This window comes from Streptomyces sp. NPDC002328 (assembly GCF_042890065.1).
GTDB lineage: Bacteria > Actinomycetota > Actinomycetes > Streptomycetales > Streptomycetaceae > Streptomyces.
Genome location: NZ_JBIARQ010000004.1, coordinates 388,996 through 405,788, shown reverse-complemented (window position 1 = coordinate 405,788; position 16,793 = coordinate 388,996). Strand labels below are relative to the sequence as shown.

The following is a 16,793-nucleotide window of genomic DNA, read 5'->3' as shown; positions in this document are numbered from 1 at the left end:
ACCCCCGGCGGCTCTCCGCGTGAGCGGGCGCTGAGTCCTCGGCCGTTCCGCCGCGTACCTACAGGCCGGAAGCCGTCGGTGTCGGGGCGTCGCAGGGCACCGTCCCGTCGGCGGTGTCGGACCCCCGGCATATCCTGAACGCGGTGGCCACCGGCTGACGAAGGGGTCCGAAGTGCCGATGCTGGACGTGGTCGTGGTAGGGGCGGGGCCGAACGGGCTGACCGCCGCCGTGGAGCTGGCCAGACGCGGCTTCTCCGTGGCTCTCTTCGAAGCCCGGGACACGGTGGGCGGAGGCGCTCGCACCGAGGAGCTCACCCTCCCCGGGTTCCGTCACGACCCGTGCTCTGCCGCGCACCCCCTCGCCATCAACTCGCCCGCCTTCCGCGCCCTGCCCCTGGAGCGTTACGGCCTCGAGTGGCTGCACTCCGAGCTGGCCATGGCGCACCCCTTCCCGGACGGCTCGGCCGCCGTGCTGTCCCGCTCGGTCGCCGAGACCGCCGCCTCGTTCGGGCCGCGCGACGCGGGCGCGTACCGCAGGCTCGTCGAGCCGTTCCTGCCCCAGTGGGACACGCTCGCCCGGGACTTCATGTCCCTGCCGCTGACCGCCCTGCCCCGCGACCCGGTGACCCTGGCCCGGTTCGGGCTGGCCGGTCTGCCCCCGTCCACCTGGCTGGCCCGCCGCTTCCGCGACGAGCCCGCCAAGACGCTCTTCGCCGGTCTGGTCGCCCACATCATGGCCCCGCTGGGCGGCTTCGCCACCGGCGCGGTCGGCCTGGTCTTCGCCCTCGCCGCGCACGCCCGCGGCTGGCCGGTGGCCCGCGGCGGCTCCCAGGCCCTCTCCGACGCCCTCGCCGCCTATCTGACCGACCTCGGCGGCGCGATCCACACCGACTACGAGGTCAAGCGCCTCGACGACCTGCCCCCGGCCCGCGCCTACGTCTTCGACACCTCGCCCACCGCCCTCGCCCGCATCGCCGGCCTCGGCCGCTTCTACGACCGCTACCGGTACGGCGCCGGCGTCTTCAAGATCGACTACGCGCTCGACGGGCCGGTCCCCTGGACCGCGAAGGAGGCCCGGGCCGCGACGACGGTCCAGATCGGCGCGGACAGCGCGGAGATCGGCGCAGCCCTGCGCGCCGCCTCCCGCGAGGGCCGCCCGCCCACGAGACCCTTCATGATCACCGTCCAGCCCGGCATCGTCGACCCCACCCGCGCCCCGGCCGGGAAGCAGGTCTTCTGGGCGTACGCCCATGTGCCCAACGGCTGGAAGGGCGACCTCACGGACGTGATGGAACGTCAACTGGAGCGCTTCGCCCCGGGGTTCCGCGACCGTGTCCTCGCCCGCGCGATCGCGGGCCCGGCGGAACTCGCCGCCCGCAACGCCAACTACGTGGGCGGAGACATCGGTTCGGGCGCGGCCTCCGGCCTGCAACTCCTGCTGCGCCCCCGGCTGTCCCTGCACCCGTACTCCACGCCGCACCCGGCCGTCTTCATCTGCTCCTCGGCCACCCCGCCCGGACCGGGCGTCCACGGCATGTCCGGGCACAACGCCGCGAAGGCGGTCTGGCGGAGGCTGCGACAGGAACCGTGACACGCGGACGGGGAAGAGGGGGAAGAGTGGGAGCCATGACCACCATCACGTTCGTGCGGGGCGACATCACACAGCAGTCCGTGGACGCCGTCGTCAACGCGGCCAACTCCTCGCTGCTCGGCGGCGGAGGCGTCGACGGCGCCATCCACCGGCGCGGCGGCCCCGCCGTCCTCGAAGACTGCCGCAAGCTCCGCGCCTCCCAGTACGGCAAGGGCCTGCCGACCGGCCGCGCGGTCGCCACCACCGCCGGCGCGCTGGACGCCCGCTGGGTGATCCACACCGTCGGCCCGGTGTACAGCCCGACCGAGGACCGCTCCGCCCTGCTGGCCTCCTGCTACCGCGAGTCACTGCGGGTCGCCGACGAGCTGGGCGCGCGCACGGTGGCGTTCCCCGCCGTGTCCGCGGGCATCTACGGCTGGCCGATGGACGACGCCGCCCGCATCGCCGTCGAAACCGTCCGGGCCACGCAGACGTCGGTCGAGGAAGCGAGGTTCGTCCTCTTCGACGACCGCGCGTACACGGCGTTCGCCGCGTTCTCCGCCCAGGGCGACTGACGATCGGAACGATTCCCTCCGCCCCGCGGGCGTGCCCGGTACCCTGGCCGGACGCCTCGCTCACACCCGCCCACCCCCTGGTGTGCGTCGGGCTTAACCCCTGGTGACCGGTCCGGGAGACACCTGCGTAATGCGCGGTTCGTACGGTCGCTGAAGGCTCGCAGCGGCTCTCACCAGGCCGATCGTCAGACAGAAGGGGGCGCCCGTGGCCGTGCCGGACCCGCGGACCGACAGCGCGACGAAGGTGCGCACGGTCTGCTCGTACTGCGGTGTCGGCTGCGGCATGGTCCTCGACATCGGCCGCGGCCCGGACGGACGCCGTACGGTCCTGAAGGCGTCCGGCGACAAGGAGCACCCCGCCAACCGCGGCCGTCTGTGCACCAAGGGCGCGACCACCGCCGACATGCTCGCCGCCCCGGGCCGGCTCACCACCGCCCTCGTCCGCTCCGACCGCGGGGCGGAGCCCGAGCCCGCCCGGGTGGACGCGGCCGTCGCCGAGACGGCCCGGCGGCTGCGCGCGATCGTCGACGAGCACGGCCCCGACGCGGTCGCCCTCTATGTCTCCGGGCAGATGAGCCTCGAAGCGCAGTATCTGGCGAACAAGCTGGTCAAGGGCTATCTGCGCAGTAACCAGATCGAGTCGAACTCCCGGCTGTGCATGGCGAGCGCCGGCACCGGCTACAAACTGTCCCTCGGCGCCGACGGGCCGCCCGGTTCGTACGAGGACCTGGACAAGGCGGACGTCTTCCTCGTCATCGGCTCCAACATGGCCGACTGCCACCCCATCCTGTTCCTGCGGCTGATGGACCGGGTGAAGGCGGGCGCCAAGCTCATCGTCGTCGACCCGCGCCGCACCGCGACCGCCGAGAAGGCCGACCTGTTCCTCCAGGTCGAGCCGGGCGCCGACCTCGCCCTCCTGAACGGCCTGCTGCACCTGCTGCACGAGAACGGTCACACCGACCCCGGGTTCATCGCCGCCCACACCGAGGGCTGGGACGCCCTGCCGGAGTTCCTCGCCGACTACCCGCCCGCCGCCGTCGCCGAGATCACCGGCATCCCGGAGGCCGACCTGCGCGAGGCCGCGCGGCTGATCGGTGAGGCGGGGGAGTTCACCAGCTGCTGGACCATGGGCCTCAACCAGTCCACGCACGGCACCTGGAACACCAACGCCCTGGTCAACCTGCACCTCGCCACGGGCAAGATCTGCCGTCCCGGCAGTGGCCCCTTCTCCCTCACCGGGCAGCCCAACGCGATGGGCGGGCGCGAGATGGGCTACATGGGCCCCGGCCTCCCCGGGCAGCGGTCCGTCCTCGTCGACGCCGATCGCGCCTTCGTCGAGGAGCGGTGGGGGCTGGAGCCGGGCGCGATCCGGGCCGACGGTGTCGGCAAGGGCACCGTCGAGATGTTCCGGAAGATGGCCGACGGCGAGATCAAGGCCTGCTGGATCATCTGCACCAACCCGGTCGCCTCCGTCGCCCACCGCAAGACGGTCATCGAGGGCCTGGAGGCCGCCGAGTTCGTCGTCGCCCAGGACGTCTTCGCCGACACCGAGACCAACGCCTACGCCGACGTCGTCCTGCCGGGCGCGCTGTGGACCGAGTCCGAGGGCGTCCTCATCAACAGCGAGCGCACCCTCACCCTCGCCCGGCCCGCCGTCGACCCGCCCGGCGAGGCGACCGCCGACTGGCGTCTCATCGCCGCCGTCGCCCGCGCGATGGGGTACGAGGACGGCTTCCGCCACGACAGCGCGGAGGAGGTCTTCGAGGAGATCAAGCGGTTCCACAACCCGCAGACCGGCTATGACCTGCGCGGAGTCTCCTACGACCGGCTGCGCGCCGGCCCCGTGCAGTGGCCCGCCGCCCCCGAGGGCCCCGACCGCAACCCGATCCGGTACGTCGGCGACGACGGCTCCCTCACCTTCGCGACCCCGAGCGGCCGTGCCGTCTTCCACGCCCGTCCGCACGTCCCGCCGGCCGAGATGCCGGACGAGGACTACCCGTTCGTGCTGAACACCGGCCGTCTCCAGCACCAGTGGCACACCCTGACCAAGACCGCCAAGGTCGCCAAGCTCAACAAGCTCGATCCGGGCCCGTTCGTCGAGGTGCACCCGGAGGACGCGGCCGGGCTGGGCGTCGCCGACGGCGACTCGGTCGAGGTCGCCTCGCGGCGCGGGCGGGCCGTGCTGCCCGCCGTCGTCACCGACCGGGTGCTGCCCGGCTCCTGCTTCGCGCCGTTCCACTGGAACGACCTGTTCGGCGAGTACCTCAGCGTCAACGCGGTGACCAGCGACGCCGTGGACCCGCTGTCCTTCCAGCCCGAGCTGAAGGTGTGCGCGGTGGCGCTGACGAAGGTGTCGACGCCGGTGAGCGTGCAGACCCCCGGGGACGCGCAGGCCTCGGGAGGCACAGACGCCTCGGGAAGCACACACGCCTCGGGGTTCTCGCCGGGCACGCCCGCGCCCGCGCGGACCCCGGCGGCGAACGGCGCGCTGGTCGTCCCGACCGCCGTGCAGCCGTCGGCCGCCGCCGTGTTCGGCCTGGAGCCCAGCCCGCCCCCGGTCCTGTCGGTCCGTGAACGGCAGTACCTCGTGGGCTTCCTCGCCGGGATCCCGGCCGGAGCCCCCGGCGTGCCCGTCCTGCCCCCGGACGCCCCCTTCAGCCCCGAGCACGCCCTGTGGGTCAACGGCACCCTCGCCGGCCTGTACTCGCGCAGCGCCAGCGCGCAGCCCCCACCGGAGCCGAGCCGCCAGATCGTGATCCTGTGGGCCTCGCAGACCGGCAACGCCGAGGACTTCGCCGCCGCCACCGCCCGGCGGCTCAACGACGGCGGCCACGCGGCCTCCCTCCTCTCCATGGACGAGGCCGACCCCGCCGCGCTGCCCACCGACGCCGATCTCCTGCTGATCACCAGCACGTTCGGCGACGGCGACGCCCCCGACAACGGCACCGGTTTCTGGGACGGCCTCGCCGCGCCCGACGCGGGACGCCTGGAGGGCCGGCGCTACGCGGTCCTCGCCTTCGGGGACTCCGCGTACGACGACTTCTGCGGGCACGGCCGCCGGCTCGACGACCGGCTGGACGAACTGGGCGCCAGCCGGCTGGCCCCTCGCACCGACTGCGAACCCGACTACGAGGCCGAGGCGGAGGCCTGGCTCGACCAGGTGCTCACGGCGCTGAAGGAGGCGACGGAACCGCCGCCAGCACCGACGGCGCGGACGGCCCCCGCGACCACCGCCACCGCCCCCGCCGCCCCCGCCGTGGAGGTGACCGCGCCGACGGCGGTCGCCCCCTCCCGCCCGAAACGCCCCGCCCCCGTCATCGCCCGCCTCACCGGCAACCGGCTGCTGAGCCTGCCCGGTTCCGGCAAGGAGGTGCGCCGCTTCACCTTCGACACCCGCGACAGCGAGACCCCGCTCCGCTACGAGGTGGGCGACGCCCTCGGCGTACGGCCCCTCAACTCCCCGGAGCTGGTGGCGGAGTGGCTGGCGGTGACGGGCCTCGACCCGCACGCGCCCGTCCAGGTCGGCGGGGCCGGTGAGGCCGCCCTCGAAGAGGCGCTGCTGCGCCATCTCGACATCACCCGCGTCACCCCGGCCCTGCTGCGGTTCACCGCCGACCGCGCCCGGGACCCGCGCGAGCTGCGCAAGCTGCTGCGCCCGGACAACAAGGGGGAGTTGGCGAAGTGGTCCTGGGGCCGGCAGGCCGTCGACGTGGTCGCCGAGTTCGGCGTGCGGGCCGGTCCGCAGGAGTGGGCGGAGGTGCTGGGGCGTCTCCAGCCGCGCCTGTACTCCATATCCTCCAGCCCGTCGGCCGATCCGCACCTGGTCTCCCTCACGGTCTCCGTGGTGCGCTACGAGAACCTGGCCGGCCGCCCCCGGCAGGGCGTCTGCTCGCCGTTCCTCGCCGACGCCGCGCCGGGCGCCCAGGTGCCGGTGCACGTCCAGCGCACCCCGCACTTCCGGCCGCCCGCCGACCCCGCCACGCCGATGGTGATGGTCGGTCCCGGTACCGGCGTCGCACCCTTCGTGGGCTTCCTGGAGGAGCGCCGCGCGCGCGGCCACCGGGCCCCCAACTGGCTGTTCTTCGGCGAGCAGCACCGGGCGACGGACTTCTACTACGAGGAGGAGCTGGCCGCGCTCCGGGCCGACGGCGTCCTCAGCCGTCTGGACACCGCCTTCTCCCGCGACCAGCGCGCCAAGGTCTACGTCCAGGACCGGATGCGTGAGCACGGCTCCCAGCTGTGGTCCTGGCTGCGGGACGGCGCCCACTTCTACGTGTGCGGCGACGCCTCCCGCATGGCCAAGGACGTCGACCGGGCCCTGCACGACATCGCCGTGGTGCACGGCGGTCTGGGGGAGGACGAGGCGGCGGCGTACGTCAAACAGCTCGCCGCCGACAAACGGTATCTACGGGACGTCTACTGAGAAAGACTGCGTGTGGGGCGGGAGGGGCAAGCCGGACCCGCCGTGACGGGTGTCAAGGCTTGTTGCGCCGAGTTAAGTTGATAATCGGCCAACACGGCGTGCCTCTGTTCGGTTTTTCAACAGGAGCGGACAAGATCTGACGCACCTCCGTTCCGTGCAGCCGCACGGTTCGCCCCGAGGAAGGTCATGGTCATGTCGCACCCGCACGTGTCGTCCATGGACCGGCAGGACCGGCCCCAGCGGCCGGTCGTCAGCCGTCGTCGTCTCCTCGAAGGGTCGGCCGCCGTCCTCGGCGCGTTCGCCCTGTCCGGATCGGCCGTCGGCCACCGGGTCGCCGAGGCGGCGGACGCCACCGCCACGAGCGCGGCGACCCCCGAGTGGAACGGTCACATCGACGTCTTCCGCCTCGGCACCGAGCCCGCGCACACCACGCTCATGCCGTACGCCACCGTCCCCCAGGCCCTGGCCGCCGACCGCACCCGGTCCCCCCACCGGCTGAGCCTCGACGGCAAGTGGAAGTTCGCCCACGCCGACCGCCCCGACGACCGGGACGCCGACTTCTTCCGCACCGACCTCGACGACAGCGACTGGGACACGATCCCCGTGCCCTCCGCCTGGCAGCTGCACGGCTACGACCGGCCCATCTACATCAACATCACCTACCCGTGGTGGGGTCCCAACGGCCTGGGCGAGGAGGCGCAGCCGCCGGTCGCGCCGACCCGCTTCAACCCCGTCGGCCAGTACCGCCGCACCTTCACCGTCCCGCGCGACTGGACCACGGGGCGGCGCACCTTCCTCCACTTCGAGGGCGTCAAGTCCGCCCACTACGTCTGGATCAACGGGGAGCTGGTCGGCTACCACGAGGACTCCTACGACCCCGCCGAGTACGACATCACCCCGCACCTCAAGCCGGGCGCCAACCAGATCGCCGTCGAGGTCTACCGCTACTCCGACGGCGACTGGCTGGAGGACCAGGACATGATCCGGCTGAGCGGCATCTTCCGCTCGGTCTACCTCTACTCCACACCGGCCGTGCACCTGCGCGACTTCCGGCTGGACACCCCGCTCAGCGACGATCACCGGGCCGCCGAGCTCTCGGTCACGGCCAGCGTGCGGGACTACGGCGGCGGGGGCGCCGGCCGGTACTCCGTGGAGACCCAGCTGTACGACGAGGGCGGACACCCGGTCTGGTCCCGGCCGTTGCAGCAGGCCGTCGAGCTCGACGCCGCCGGGGAGACGACCGTCCAGGCCGCGAGGGCCGTGCCCCGGCCGCGCCTGTGGTCCGCCGAGCACCCGAACCTCTACACCGCGGTCCTCCAACTGCGCGACCCCGCGGGAAAGGTGATCGAGACCCTCTCCCACCGGGTGGGCCTGCGCGAGTTCGCGCTCAGGGACGGGCTGATGCGCATCAACGGCCAGCCGGTCTCCCTGCGGGGCACCAACCGGCACGAGATGCACCCGGTCCACGGCTCGGCCCTCACCCGCGCCGACATGGTCCAGGACATCGAGATCATCAAGCGGCTGAACATCAACACCGTCCGCACCTCGCACTACCCCAACAACCCGCTGTGGTACGAACTCGCCGACGAGTACGGCCTGTACCTCGTCGACGAGACCAACCTCGAGACCCACGGCATCCGCGGCGAGTACCCCGGCAACCACCCCGAGTGGACGACGGCGTGCGTGGCCCGCGCGCAGAACATGGTCCACCGCGACAAGAACCACGCCTCGGTCGTCATCTGGTCGCTCGGCAACGAGGCGGGCGGTGGCACCACGTTCAACGCCATGTACGACTGGATCCGCTCCTACGACACCACCCGCGTCATCCAGTACGAGGGCGACGACCGCCCGGGGATCAGCGACATCCGCTCCGAGATGTACGACAGTCCCTCCCGCGTCGAGGCACGGGCCAAGGACACGAACGACACCCGGCCGTACGTGATGATCGAGTACTCCCACGGGATGGGGAACTCCAACGGCAACTTCAAGAAGTACTGGGACCTGGTGCGCCGTTACCCCGTCCTCCAGGGCGGCTGGATCTGGGACTTCGTCGACCAGGCCCTCGACTGGCCCACTCCGACGCGCCAGTTGCTCACCGAGTCCGGGCCCGCCGCGCTGCGCGGCGAAGTCATCGCCCCCGGCGGCTCGTTCAGCCGCGAGAAGGGCGTCGCCGGCGGCACCGTCTTCGCCCGGGACAGTGGACTCGACCTCACCGGGTCCCTCACCCTGGAGGCCTGGATCACCCCGCACGTGACCGGCTACCACCAGCCGATCCTCGCCAAGGGCGACACCCAGTACGCGCTGAAGCAGACCAACCGGACCCTGGAGTTCTTCATCCACGGCGGCGGCCAGTGGGTCACCGCGAGCTGGGCGCTCCCGGACGACTGGACCGGCCGCGAACACCATGTCGCGGGCGTCTTCGACGCGGCGACGGGCAGCCTGACCCTCTACGTCGACGGCGTGGCGCGGGCCACCCGGACCACCACCCGGCGTCCCGAGAACAACACCGCCTCGCTCTCCCTGGCCACCGATGTCGACAACCCCACCCGGGAGTTCAGCGGCACCGTCCGCCGCGCCCGCGTCTACGCCCGCCCGCTGAGCGCCGCCGAGCTGGCCTCCGACGGGCGCGGACCCGGCGACGACGGCGTACGGTTCTGGTTCGACGCGGCCACCGTCGGCCTCGTCGAGAAGCGGCCCCGCGACAAGACGTTCTACGCCTACGGCGGCGACTGGGGCGACAACCCCAACGACGGGGCGTTCTCCGGGGACGGCATCGTCACCGCCGACCGCGGGCTCACCGGCAAGTCCGCCGAGGTGAAACGGATCTACCAGGCCGTCAACGCCGCACCGGCCGCCGGGGACCGGCTCGCGCCGGGAGCGGCGGTCACCCTCGTCAACGAGTACCTGTTCACCAACCTCCGCGAGTTCGACGGGCGTTGGGAGCTCGTCGGCGACGGGAAGGTGGTGCAGCGCGGCAAGCTGAGCCGTGCCCAGCTGGATGTCGCACCGCTGTCGAGCAAGGACGTCACCGTGCCCTTCGAACCGCCGGCCGACCCGGCGCCCGGCGCGGAGTACTTCCTGCAACTGTCCTTCACCACCCGGGAGTCCACCAAGTGGGCGAAGTCGGGCTTCGAGGTGGCCCGGCAGCAGCTCGCCGTCGACGCCGGCAGCCCCGCCGTCACCCCCGTGCCGCTCGACCGCGTCCCGGCGCTCCGCCACGAGGACGGCGCGACGTCGGTCACCGTCAGAGGCGAGGACTTCTCGGTCACCGTCGACAAGGAGAGCGGCCTCATCACGTCGTACCGGGCCGGCGGCGACCGGCTGATCTCCTCCGGGCCCGTCCCCAACTTCTGGCGGGCCCCCACCGACAACGACCGGGGCAACGGCCACCACATCCGCAACCAGACCTGGCGCGACGCCGGCGCGCGGCGCGAGGTGACCGAGGTGAGCGTGCGGGCGCTGCGCGACCGGGCCGTCGAGATCAAGGTCGCCGGCACCCTGCCCACGACGACCCGGTCGACGTACACCACCACCTACACCGTCTTCGGGAACGGCGAGATCAAGGTCGACAACACCCTGCACCCGGGCGCGGCCTCGCTGCCGTACATCCCCGAGGTCGGCACCCTGCTGTTCCTGCCGGCCCGCCTGGAGCGGCTGCACTACTACGGCCGCGGCCCCGAGGAGAACCACTGGGACCGCAACAACGCCACCGACGTGGGGGTGTACTCCGGTACCGTCTCCGGACAGTGGACCTCCTACCTGCGCCCGCAGGAGAACGGCAACAAGACCGACGTCCGCTGGATCGCCCTCACCGACCGCGACGGCGCCGGCCTGCTCGTCTCCGGCGAACCCCTCCTGGAGGCCAACGCCTCCCACTTCACCCCCGAGGACCTGTCCGTCGGCGCCCGCCACGACTACCAGCTCACCCCGCGCAAGGAGATCGTCCTGCGCCTGAACCACCGCCAGATGGGCGTCGGCGGCGACAACAGCTGGGGCGCCCACACCCACGACGAGTACAAGCTCTTCGCGAACCGCGACTACACGTACACCTATCGCCTGCGCCCCCTGAGCCGGACCGGGGAGGCGATGCGGGCCTCGCGGAAGCCGACGGCGACGCAGTAGCCGTACCGGTGGGCCCGCCGACGCAGTCCCGGCGGGCCCACCGCCCCGGCGATCCCCGCCACACCGCGACGATCTCCGTGGCGGGCGGGGTGGCGGCGCGGAACAATCCACCACGGAACGGGAAACGCCTGACAGAGGAAGAGGAACGTCCCATGGTGGAGCAGGACGAGCGGTTCGACGTCGTCGTACTCGGCGCCGGACCCGGTGGCTATGTCGCGGCCGTGCGGGCCGCTCAGCTGGGTCAGCGGGTCGCCGTCGTCGAGGAGAAGTACTGGGGCGGGGTGTGTCTGAACGTGGGGTGCATTCCCACCAAGGCGCTGCTGCGCAACGCCGAGCTGGCGCACATCGTGCTGCGGGAGGCGAAGACCTTCGGGATCAAGGTCGAGGGCGAGGTCTCCTTCGACTACGGCGAGGCGTTCCGGCGCAGCCGCAAGGTCGCCGACGGGCGCGTCAAGGGCGTCCACTACCTGATGAAGAAGAACAAGATCACCGAGTTCGACGGCCGTGGCGTCTTCCTCGACCCGCACACCCTCCAGGTCACCGACTACGAGGGCACCACCCGCACCCTCGGCTTCGAGCACTGCGTCATCGCCACCGGCGCCACCCCCAAGCTCCTCCCCGGCACCAAGCGCAGCGCGCGAGTGGTGACCTACGAGGAGCAGATCCTCGCCGAGGACCTCCCGGAGTCGATCGTCATCGCGGGCGCCGGCGCCATCGGCGTCGAGTTCGCCTACGTCCTGCACAACTACGGCGTGAAGGTCACGATCGTCGAGTTCCTCGACCGGCTCGCCCCGCTGGAGGATTCCGAGGTCTCCGCCGAACTGGCCAAGCAGTACCGCAAGTTGGGCATCGACGTGCTCACCTCCACCCGCGTGGAGTCCATCGACGAGTCCGGTCCTCGGGTCCGTGTCACCGTCACCGGCAAGGACGGGGCGCAGCAGGTCCTGGAGGCCGACAAGGTCCTCCAGGCCATCGGCTTCGCCCCGAACGTCACCGGCTACGGCTTGGAGAACACCGGCGTCACCGTCACCGAGCGCGGCGCGATCGACGTCGACGGCCGTTGCCGCACCTCCGTCCCGCACATCTACGCGATCGGCGACGTCACCGCGAAGCTCATGCTCGCCCACGCCGCCGAGGCCATGGGCATCATCGCCGCCGAGACCCTCGCCGACGCGGAGACCATGGAGCTGGACTACGCGATGATCCCGCGCGCCACCTACTGCCAGCCCCAGATCGCCAGCTTCGGCTACACCGAGGAACAGGCCCGGGAGAAGGGCTACGACGTCAAGGTCGCCAAGTTCCCCTTCACCGCGAACGCCAAGGCCCACGGCCTGGGCGACGCGACCGGCTTCGTGAAGCTGATCAGCGACGCAAAGTACGGCGAACTCATCGGCGGCCACCTCATCGGCCCCGACGTCACCGAGCTGCTTCCCGAGCTCACCCTGGCCCAGCAGTGGGACCTCACCGTCCACGAGGTCGCCCGCAACGTGCACGCCCACCCCACCCTCGGCGAGGCCGTCAAGGAGGCGGTGCACGGCCTCGCGGGCCACATGATCAACATGTGAGCCCGGCCGCCTGACCCGCCGAGCCCCCGCCCGACCTGCCGAGCCCTCGCCCGACCCGCCGCCCTACCCCCGCCGAGTCCCCGGCGGGCCCGCTCACCCGAACGGACCCGCCGCGCTCGCGGTCGCCGCTCCCTCGCGATCTCCTGACGTCCATCGGACCGAACCGACGGACGAGGGAGCCCCAGCCATGCCGGACACACCGGACAAGCCGGCCGGCGGTCCGCCCTCCGACGGCGCGGACGCCGCGCAGCACGAGCTGGAGGAGCTGCGGGCCCGCATCGCCGCCTTGGAGAGCGACCGGAGCGCCCGCGAGGCGGAACGACGCGAGAGCCGCCCTCCCCGGCACCGGGTGCGCTCCGTCCTCGCCGTCGTCCTCATCGTCCTCGGCTGCCTCCTGGCCCCGCTGGGCGTCGTCGCCGCCTGGACCGCGGACACCGTCGGCGACACCGACCGCTATGTGCAGACCGTCCGCCCGCTCGCCGCCGACCAGGACATCCAGAAAGCCGTCGCGGTCCGGGTCACCGACGCCGTCATGGGCCACCTCGACCTCACCGACCTCCTCGAAGGCGTGGCTCCCGAGCAACGGCCGCTGCTCCAGAAGGCGTTGGGGAAGCTCGGCAACTCCCTGGAGGACGCCGTCCGCAGCTTCGTCGACGACAAGACACAGGCCGTCGTCGCCTCCGACGCCTTCCAACGGATCTGGGTCGACGCCAACCGGCGCGTCCACGCCGCCGTGGACAAGGCCCTCACCGGCAGCGGCGGCGGGGCCGTCAAGGTGGAGAACGACACCGTGACGATCGACCTCGCCCCCGTGGTCGAGGAGGTCAAACAGCGCCTGATCGACGACGGCCTCACGGTCGCCGAGAAGATCCCCGAGGTGCACACCAGCTTCACCGTCCTCAGGTCGGAGAAGATCGGCGAGGCGCAGACCTACTTCCGGCTGCTGCAACTGGCGGGCGTGTGGCTGCCCGTCGTGGCCTTCCTGCTGGTCGTCGCCGGCGTGCTGCTCTCCGCCCACCGCCGCCGCACCCTGATCGTCTCCGCCCTCTGCTTCGCCTTCGCCACCCTCCTGCTCGGCGTCGCCCTGACCGTCTTCCGCGTCGTCTACCTGGACGCCCTCCCCGCGAACGTCTCCCAGGCCGCCGCCGGAACCGTGTACGACACCCTGACCCGGTTCCTGCGCACCGGCGTGCGCGTGGTGGTCGCCCTCGGCATCGTGGTCGCCCTCGCCGCCTGGCTGACCGGACCGGGCCGGCGGGCGGGCCTCGTCCGGGGCATGTGGCATTCGGGCATCGGCGCCGTCCGTACGACGGCCGACCACGCGGGACTGCGCACCGGCCCCGTCGGCCCCTTCGTCGACCGCTACCGCACCTGGATCACCTGGATCCTGGTCGCCGCCGCGGCCCTGACCTACCTGCTGTGGTCCTACCCGACCGGCTGGGTCGTCGTCGGCCTGGCCCTGGCCCTGCTCTTCGCGCTGAGCGTGGTGGACTTCCTGGCGCCGGTCCCGCAGACGCCGCCCGCGCCGGCGGTCCCGCGAAAGTCACCGGGCGCGCCCGATCCGCCCCCCGCCTCCCTGAGTCGCGCCCCGCCCGGCAGGCCGCCCGGCAGGCCGCCCGGCTAGTGGGGCGATCGGCGGTGGTGCCGGTCGTGCGAGGTCCATGTCGCATTCTCGCCAGCGCCGCGACCCCGGGTAGCCGATGCTGAACCTATGCGGAACGCGATGCACACCGACCGGGAGCGCTGTGTACGAGCCGTGCAGTCCAAGGACGCGCGGTTCGACGGCTGGTTCTTCACGGCGGTCCTGACCACCGGCATCTACTGCCGGCCCAGCTGCCCCGTGGTGGCGCCCAAGCCGGAGAACATGGTTTTCCACCCGAGCGCCGCCGCCTGCCAGCAGGCCGGGTTCCGGGCCTGCAAGCGCTGCCGCCCCGACACCAGCCCGGGGTCCCCGGAGTGGAACCAGCGCGCCGACCTCGTCGCCCGCGCCATGCGGCTCATCGCCGACGGCGTGGTCGACCGCGAGGGCGTGCCCGGCCTCGCCGCCCGCCTCGGCTACAGCACCCGCCAGGTGGAACGCCAACTCCTCGCCGAACTCGGCGCGGGACCGCTGGCGTTGGCGCGCGCCCAGCGCGCCCAGACCGCCCGGCTCCTCATCGAGACCACCGAACTCCTCATGGCAGACGTCGCGTTCGCCGCCGGCTTCGCCTCCGTCCGCACCTTCAACGACACCGTGCGCGAGGTCTTCGCCCTCTCCCCGAGCGAACTGCGCGCCCGGCTGCCCCGTCCGTCCCCGCTGTCCCCGCCGTCCAGGAAGAACGGAACGGCCGCCGTCACCCCCGGCACCCTCCAGCTGCGGCTGCCGTTCCGTGCCCCGCTCAACCCGGACAACCTGTTCGGCCACCTCGCGGCGACCGGCGTGCCCGGGGTCGAGGAGTGGCGCGACGGTGCCCTGCGACGCACGCTCCGTCTGCCCTACGGGCACGGCATCGTGGCGCTCACCCCGAACCCCGACCACATCGGCTGCCGCCTCACCCTCAGCGACCTGCGCGACCTCACCGTCGCGATCAGCCGCTGCCGGCGCATGCTCGACCTGGACGCCGACCCCGTCGCCGTCGACGACCAGCTGCGCACCGATCCGCAGCTCGCGCCGCTGGTGGACAAGGCCCCCGGCCGCCGGGTCCCGCGCACGGTCGACGAGGCGGAGTTCGCCGTGCGCGCGGTGCTCGGCCAGCAGGTGTCCACGGCCGCCGCCCGCACGCACGCGGCCCGCCTGGTCACCGCCCACGGCGACCCGGTCGAGGACCCGGAGGGCGGACTCACCCACCTCTTCCCCACCCCGGAGGCGCTCGCCGCCCTCGACCCCGAGTCCCTGGCGATGCCCCGCACCCGCCGCACCACCTTCACCACCCTCGTCGGCCAACTCGCCGACGGCTCCCTGCGCTTGGGCGTGGACAGCGACTGGGCGCAGGCACGGGCCCGCCTCCTCGAGCTGCCCGGCTTCGGACCGTGGACCGTGGACGTCATCGGGATGCGCGCCCTCGGCGACCCCGACGCGTTCCTCCCCACCGACCTCGGAATCCGGCGCGCCGCACAGGAGTTGGGCCTGCCCTCCACCCCGGCGGCGCTCACCGCCCGCGCGGCGGCCTGGCGGCCCTGGCGGGCGTACGCGGTCCAGTACCTGTGGGCGACGGACAGCCACCCGATCAACTTCCTCCCGGTCTAGGCACGTTCACGTGCCGAAGCACTCCGAGAACGGACGCGCCATGAAGCAGCACACCGTCATCGACAGCCCCTACGGCCCGCTCACCCTCGTCGCCGACGACGGCGTCCTCTGCGGCCTCTACATGCACGAGCAGCGCCACCGCCCCGCGGAGCTGACCTTCGGCCCCCGCGACGACACCCTCTTCGCCGAGACCGAGGAGCAGCTCAAGGCCTATTTCGCGGCCGAGTTGAAGGAGTTCACCCTCCCGCTGCACCTGCACGGCACCCCGTTCCAGCGCACCGTCTGGGCCGAACTGCGGAAGATCCCCTACGGCGAGACCCGCACCTACGGCGAACTCGCCCAGGCCCTCGGCGCCCCGGCCGCCTCCCGCGCGGTGGGCCTCGCCAACGGCAGGAACCCCATCGGGATCATCGTCCCCTGCCACCGCGTCGTCGGCGCCGACGGCAGCCTCACCGGCTACGGCGGCGGCCTGGACCGCAAGCGGCGGCTGCTGCACTTCGAAAGCGCACCCGCCCTCTTCTAGTCCCACGCCCCCTGCATCCTCCGGCCCCGCGCCCTCCGGCCCCGGAGCCCGCTACCCCTGCGCGGCCAACTCCCGCAGCAGCCGCGGCAGCGCCGTGCCGATCGGTTCCCGCACCACCTCGTCGGCGATCTCGTCGTACGGCGTCGGCTCGGCGTTGACGATGACCAGGCGGGCCCCGTGGTCGGCGGCGACACCAGCGAGGCCCGCGGCCGGCTGGACCTTGAGACTGGTGCCCACGGCCAGGAACACCTGGCAGGCCTTGGTGATGGCGACCGCCTCACCGAGCACCACCGGATCGAGCCGCTCGCCGAACATCACCGTCGCCGACTTCAGGATGCCGCCGCACTCCAGGCACGGCGGATCCTCCTCACCGGCCTCGACGCGGGCGAGCGCGTCCTCCATCGGCCCGCGCGCATGGCACTTCGTGCACACCACGCGGCGCGCGGTGCCGTGCAGTTCGAGCACCTTGCGGGCGGGCATCCCGGCGAGCTGGTGCAGCCCGTCCACGTTCTGCGTGATCACCCGCACCGGCGCCCCGGACCGCTCCAGCTCGGCCACCGCGCGGTGCGCCGCGTTCGGCTCGGCCTGGAGGGTGCGGTTCTTGCGCCGCATCTGCCAGGACCGCCGCCGGATCTCCGGATCGCCCATGTAGTACTTGTAGGTGACTAGCTTCTCCGCCTCGGGATCCCGCCGCCACAGCCCGTTCGGCCCGCGGTAGTCGGGGATCCCGGAGTCGGTGGAGATGCCAGCGCCACTGAGGACGGCGACGAGGGGCCTGGTCATGTCACC

At 72.5% G+C, this 16,793-nt stretch carries 9 protein-coding genes; 8 read left to right on the top strand and 1 reads right to left on the bottom strand.

The genetic code is table 11. The features are described 5' to 3' along the window. Positions 1-178 precede the first annotated feature (178 nt). The 8 genes from ACFYX4_RS14240 to ACFYX4_RS14205 all read left to right on the top strand — a co-directional run bounded on the left by ACFYX4_RS14240 (position 179) and on the right by ACFYX4_RS14205 (position 16,004). A complete protein-coding gene (locus ACFYX4_RS14240) occupies positions 179-1,591 on the top strand; it encodes a phytoene desaturase family protein (protein ID WP_389331750.1) in 1,413 nt (470 codons plus the stop codon). Positions 1,592-1,626: 35 nt separating this feature from the next. Further along, positions 1,627-2,145: an O-acetyl-ADP-ribose deacetylase gene (locus ACFYX4_RS14235; RefSeq protein ID WP_389331252.1), complete on the top strand. Its 519-nt coding sequence runs from the start codon at positions 1,627-1,629 to the stop codon at positions 2,143-2,145. A gap of 283 nt (positions 2,146-2,428) precedes the next feature. Continuing rightward, complete coding sequence (locus ACFYX4_RS14230; protein WP_389331746.1) at positions 2,429-6,568, top strand: molybdopterin-dependent oxidoreductase; 4,140 nt, start codon at positions 2,429-2,431, stop codon at positions 6,566-6,568. A gap of 192 nt (positions 6,569-6,760) precedes the next feature. Further along, entirely contained in the window at positions 6,761-10,690 is a 3,930-nt protein-coding gene (locus ACFYX4_RS14225; protein ID WP_389331249.1) for a glycoside hydrolase family 2 TIM barrel-domain containing protein, read from the top strand. 152 nt (positions 10,691-10,842) lie between these two features. Continuing rightward, complete coding sequence (lpdA, locus tag ACFYX4_RS14220; RefSeq protein ID WP_389331246.1) at positions 10,843-12,255, top strand: dihydrolipoyl dehydrogenase; 1,413 nt, start codon at positions 10,843-10,845, stop codon at positions 12,253-12,255. Positions 12,256-12,442: 187 nt separating this feature from the next. Next, entirely contained in the window at positions 12,443-13,879 is a 1,437-nt protein-coding gene (locus ACFYX4_RS14215) for a hypothetical protein (RefSeq protein WP_389331243.1), read from the top strand. Between the two features lie 99 nt (positions 13,880-13,978). Beyond that, complete coding sequence (locus tag ACFYX4_RS14210) at positions 13,979-15,481, top strand: AlkA N-terminal domain-containing protein (protein WP_389331743.1); 1,503 nt, start codon at positions 13,979-13,981, stop codon at positions 15,479-15,481. A gap of 40 nt (positions 15,482-15,521) precedes the next feature. After that, positions 15,522-16,004 (top strand): methylated-DNA--[protein]-cysteine S-methyltransferase, encoded by a 483-nt coding sequence (locus ACFYX4_RS14205; RefSeq protein ID WP_389331740.1) that lies wholly within the window; start codon positions 15,522-15,524, stop codon positions 16,002-16,004. 51 nt (positions 16,005-16,055) lie between these two features. On the opposite strand, the gene ACFYX4_RS14200 is transcribed toward ACFYX4_RS14205, so the two are convergent. Next, a complete protein-coding gene (locus ACFYX4_RS14200; protein ID WP_389331240.1) occupies positions 16,056-16,787 on the bottom strand; it encodes an NAD-dependent deacetylase in 732 nt (243 codons plus the stop codon). Between the last annotated feature and the right edge of the window lie 6 nt (positions 16,788-16,793).

Bases quoted from the DNA above. Each gene is read 5' to 3' on its own strand.
- ACFYX4_RS14240 (WP_389331750.1), top strand. From the start codon at position 179: ATGCTGGACGTGGTCGTGGTAGGGGCGGGGCCGAACGGGCTGACCGCC.
- ACFYX4_RS14235 (WP_389331252.1), top strand. From the start codon at position 1,627: ATGACCACCATCACGTTCGTGCGGGGCGACATCACACAGCAGTCCGTG.
- ACFYX4_RS14230 (WP_389331746.1), top strand. From the start codon at position 2,429: ATGGTCCTCGACATCGGCCGCGGCCCGGACGGACGCCGTACGGTCCTG.
- ACFYX4_RS14225 (WP_389331249.1), top strand. From the start codon at position 6,761: ATGTCGCACCCGCACGTGTCGTCCATGGACCGGCAGGACCGGCCCCAG.
- lpdA (WP_389331246.1), top strand. From the start codon at position 10,843: ATGGTGGAGCAGGACGAGCGGTTCGACGTCGTCGTACTCGGCGCCGGA.
- ACFYX4_RS14215 (WP_389331243.1), top strand. From the start codon at position 12,443: ATGCCGGACACACCGGACAAGCCGGCCGGCGGTCCGCCCTCCGACGGC.
- ACFYX4_RS14210 (WP_389331743.1), top strand. From the start codon at position 13,979: ATGCACACCGACCGGGAGCGCTGTGTACGAGCCGTGCAGTCCAAGGAC.
- ACFYX4_RS14205 (WP_389331740.1), top strand. From the start codon at position 15,522: ATGAAGCAGCACACCGTCATCGACAGCCCCTACGGCCCGCTCACCCTC.
- ACFYX4_RS14200 (WP_389331240.1), bottom strand. From the start codon at position 16,787: ATGACCAGGCCCCTCGTCGCCGTCCTCAGTGGCGCTGGCATCTCCACC.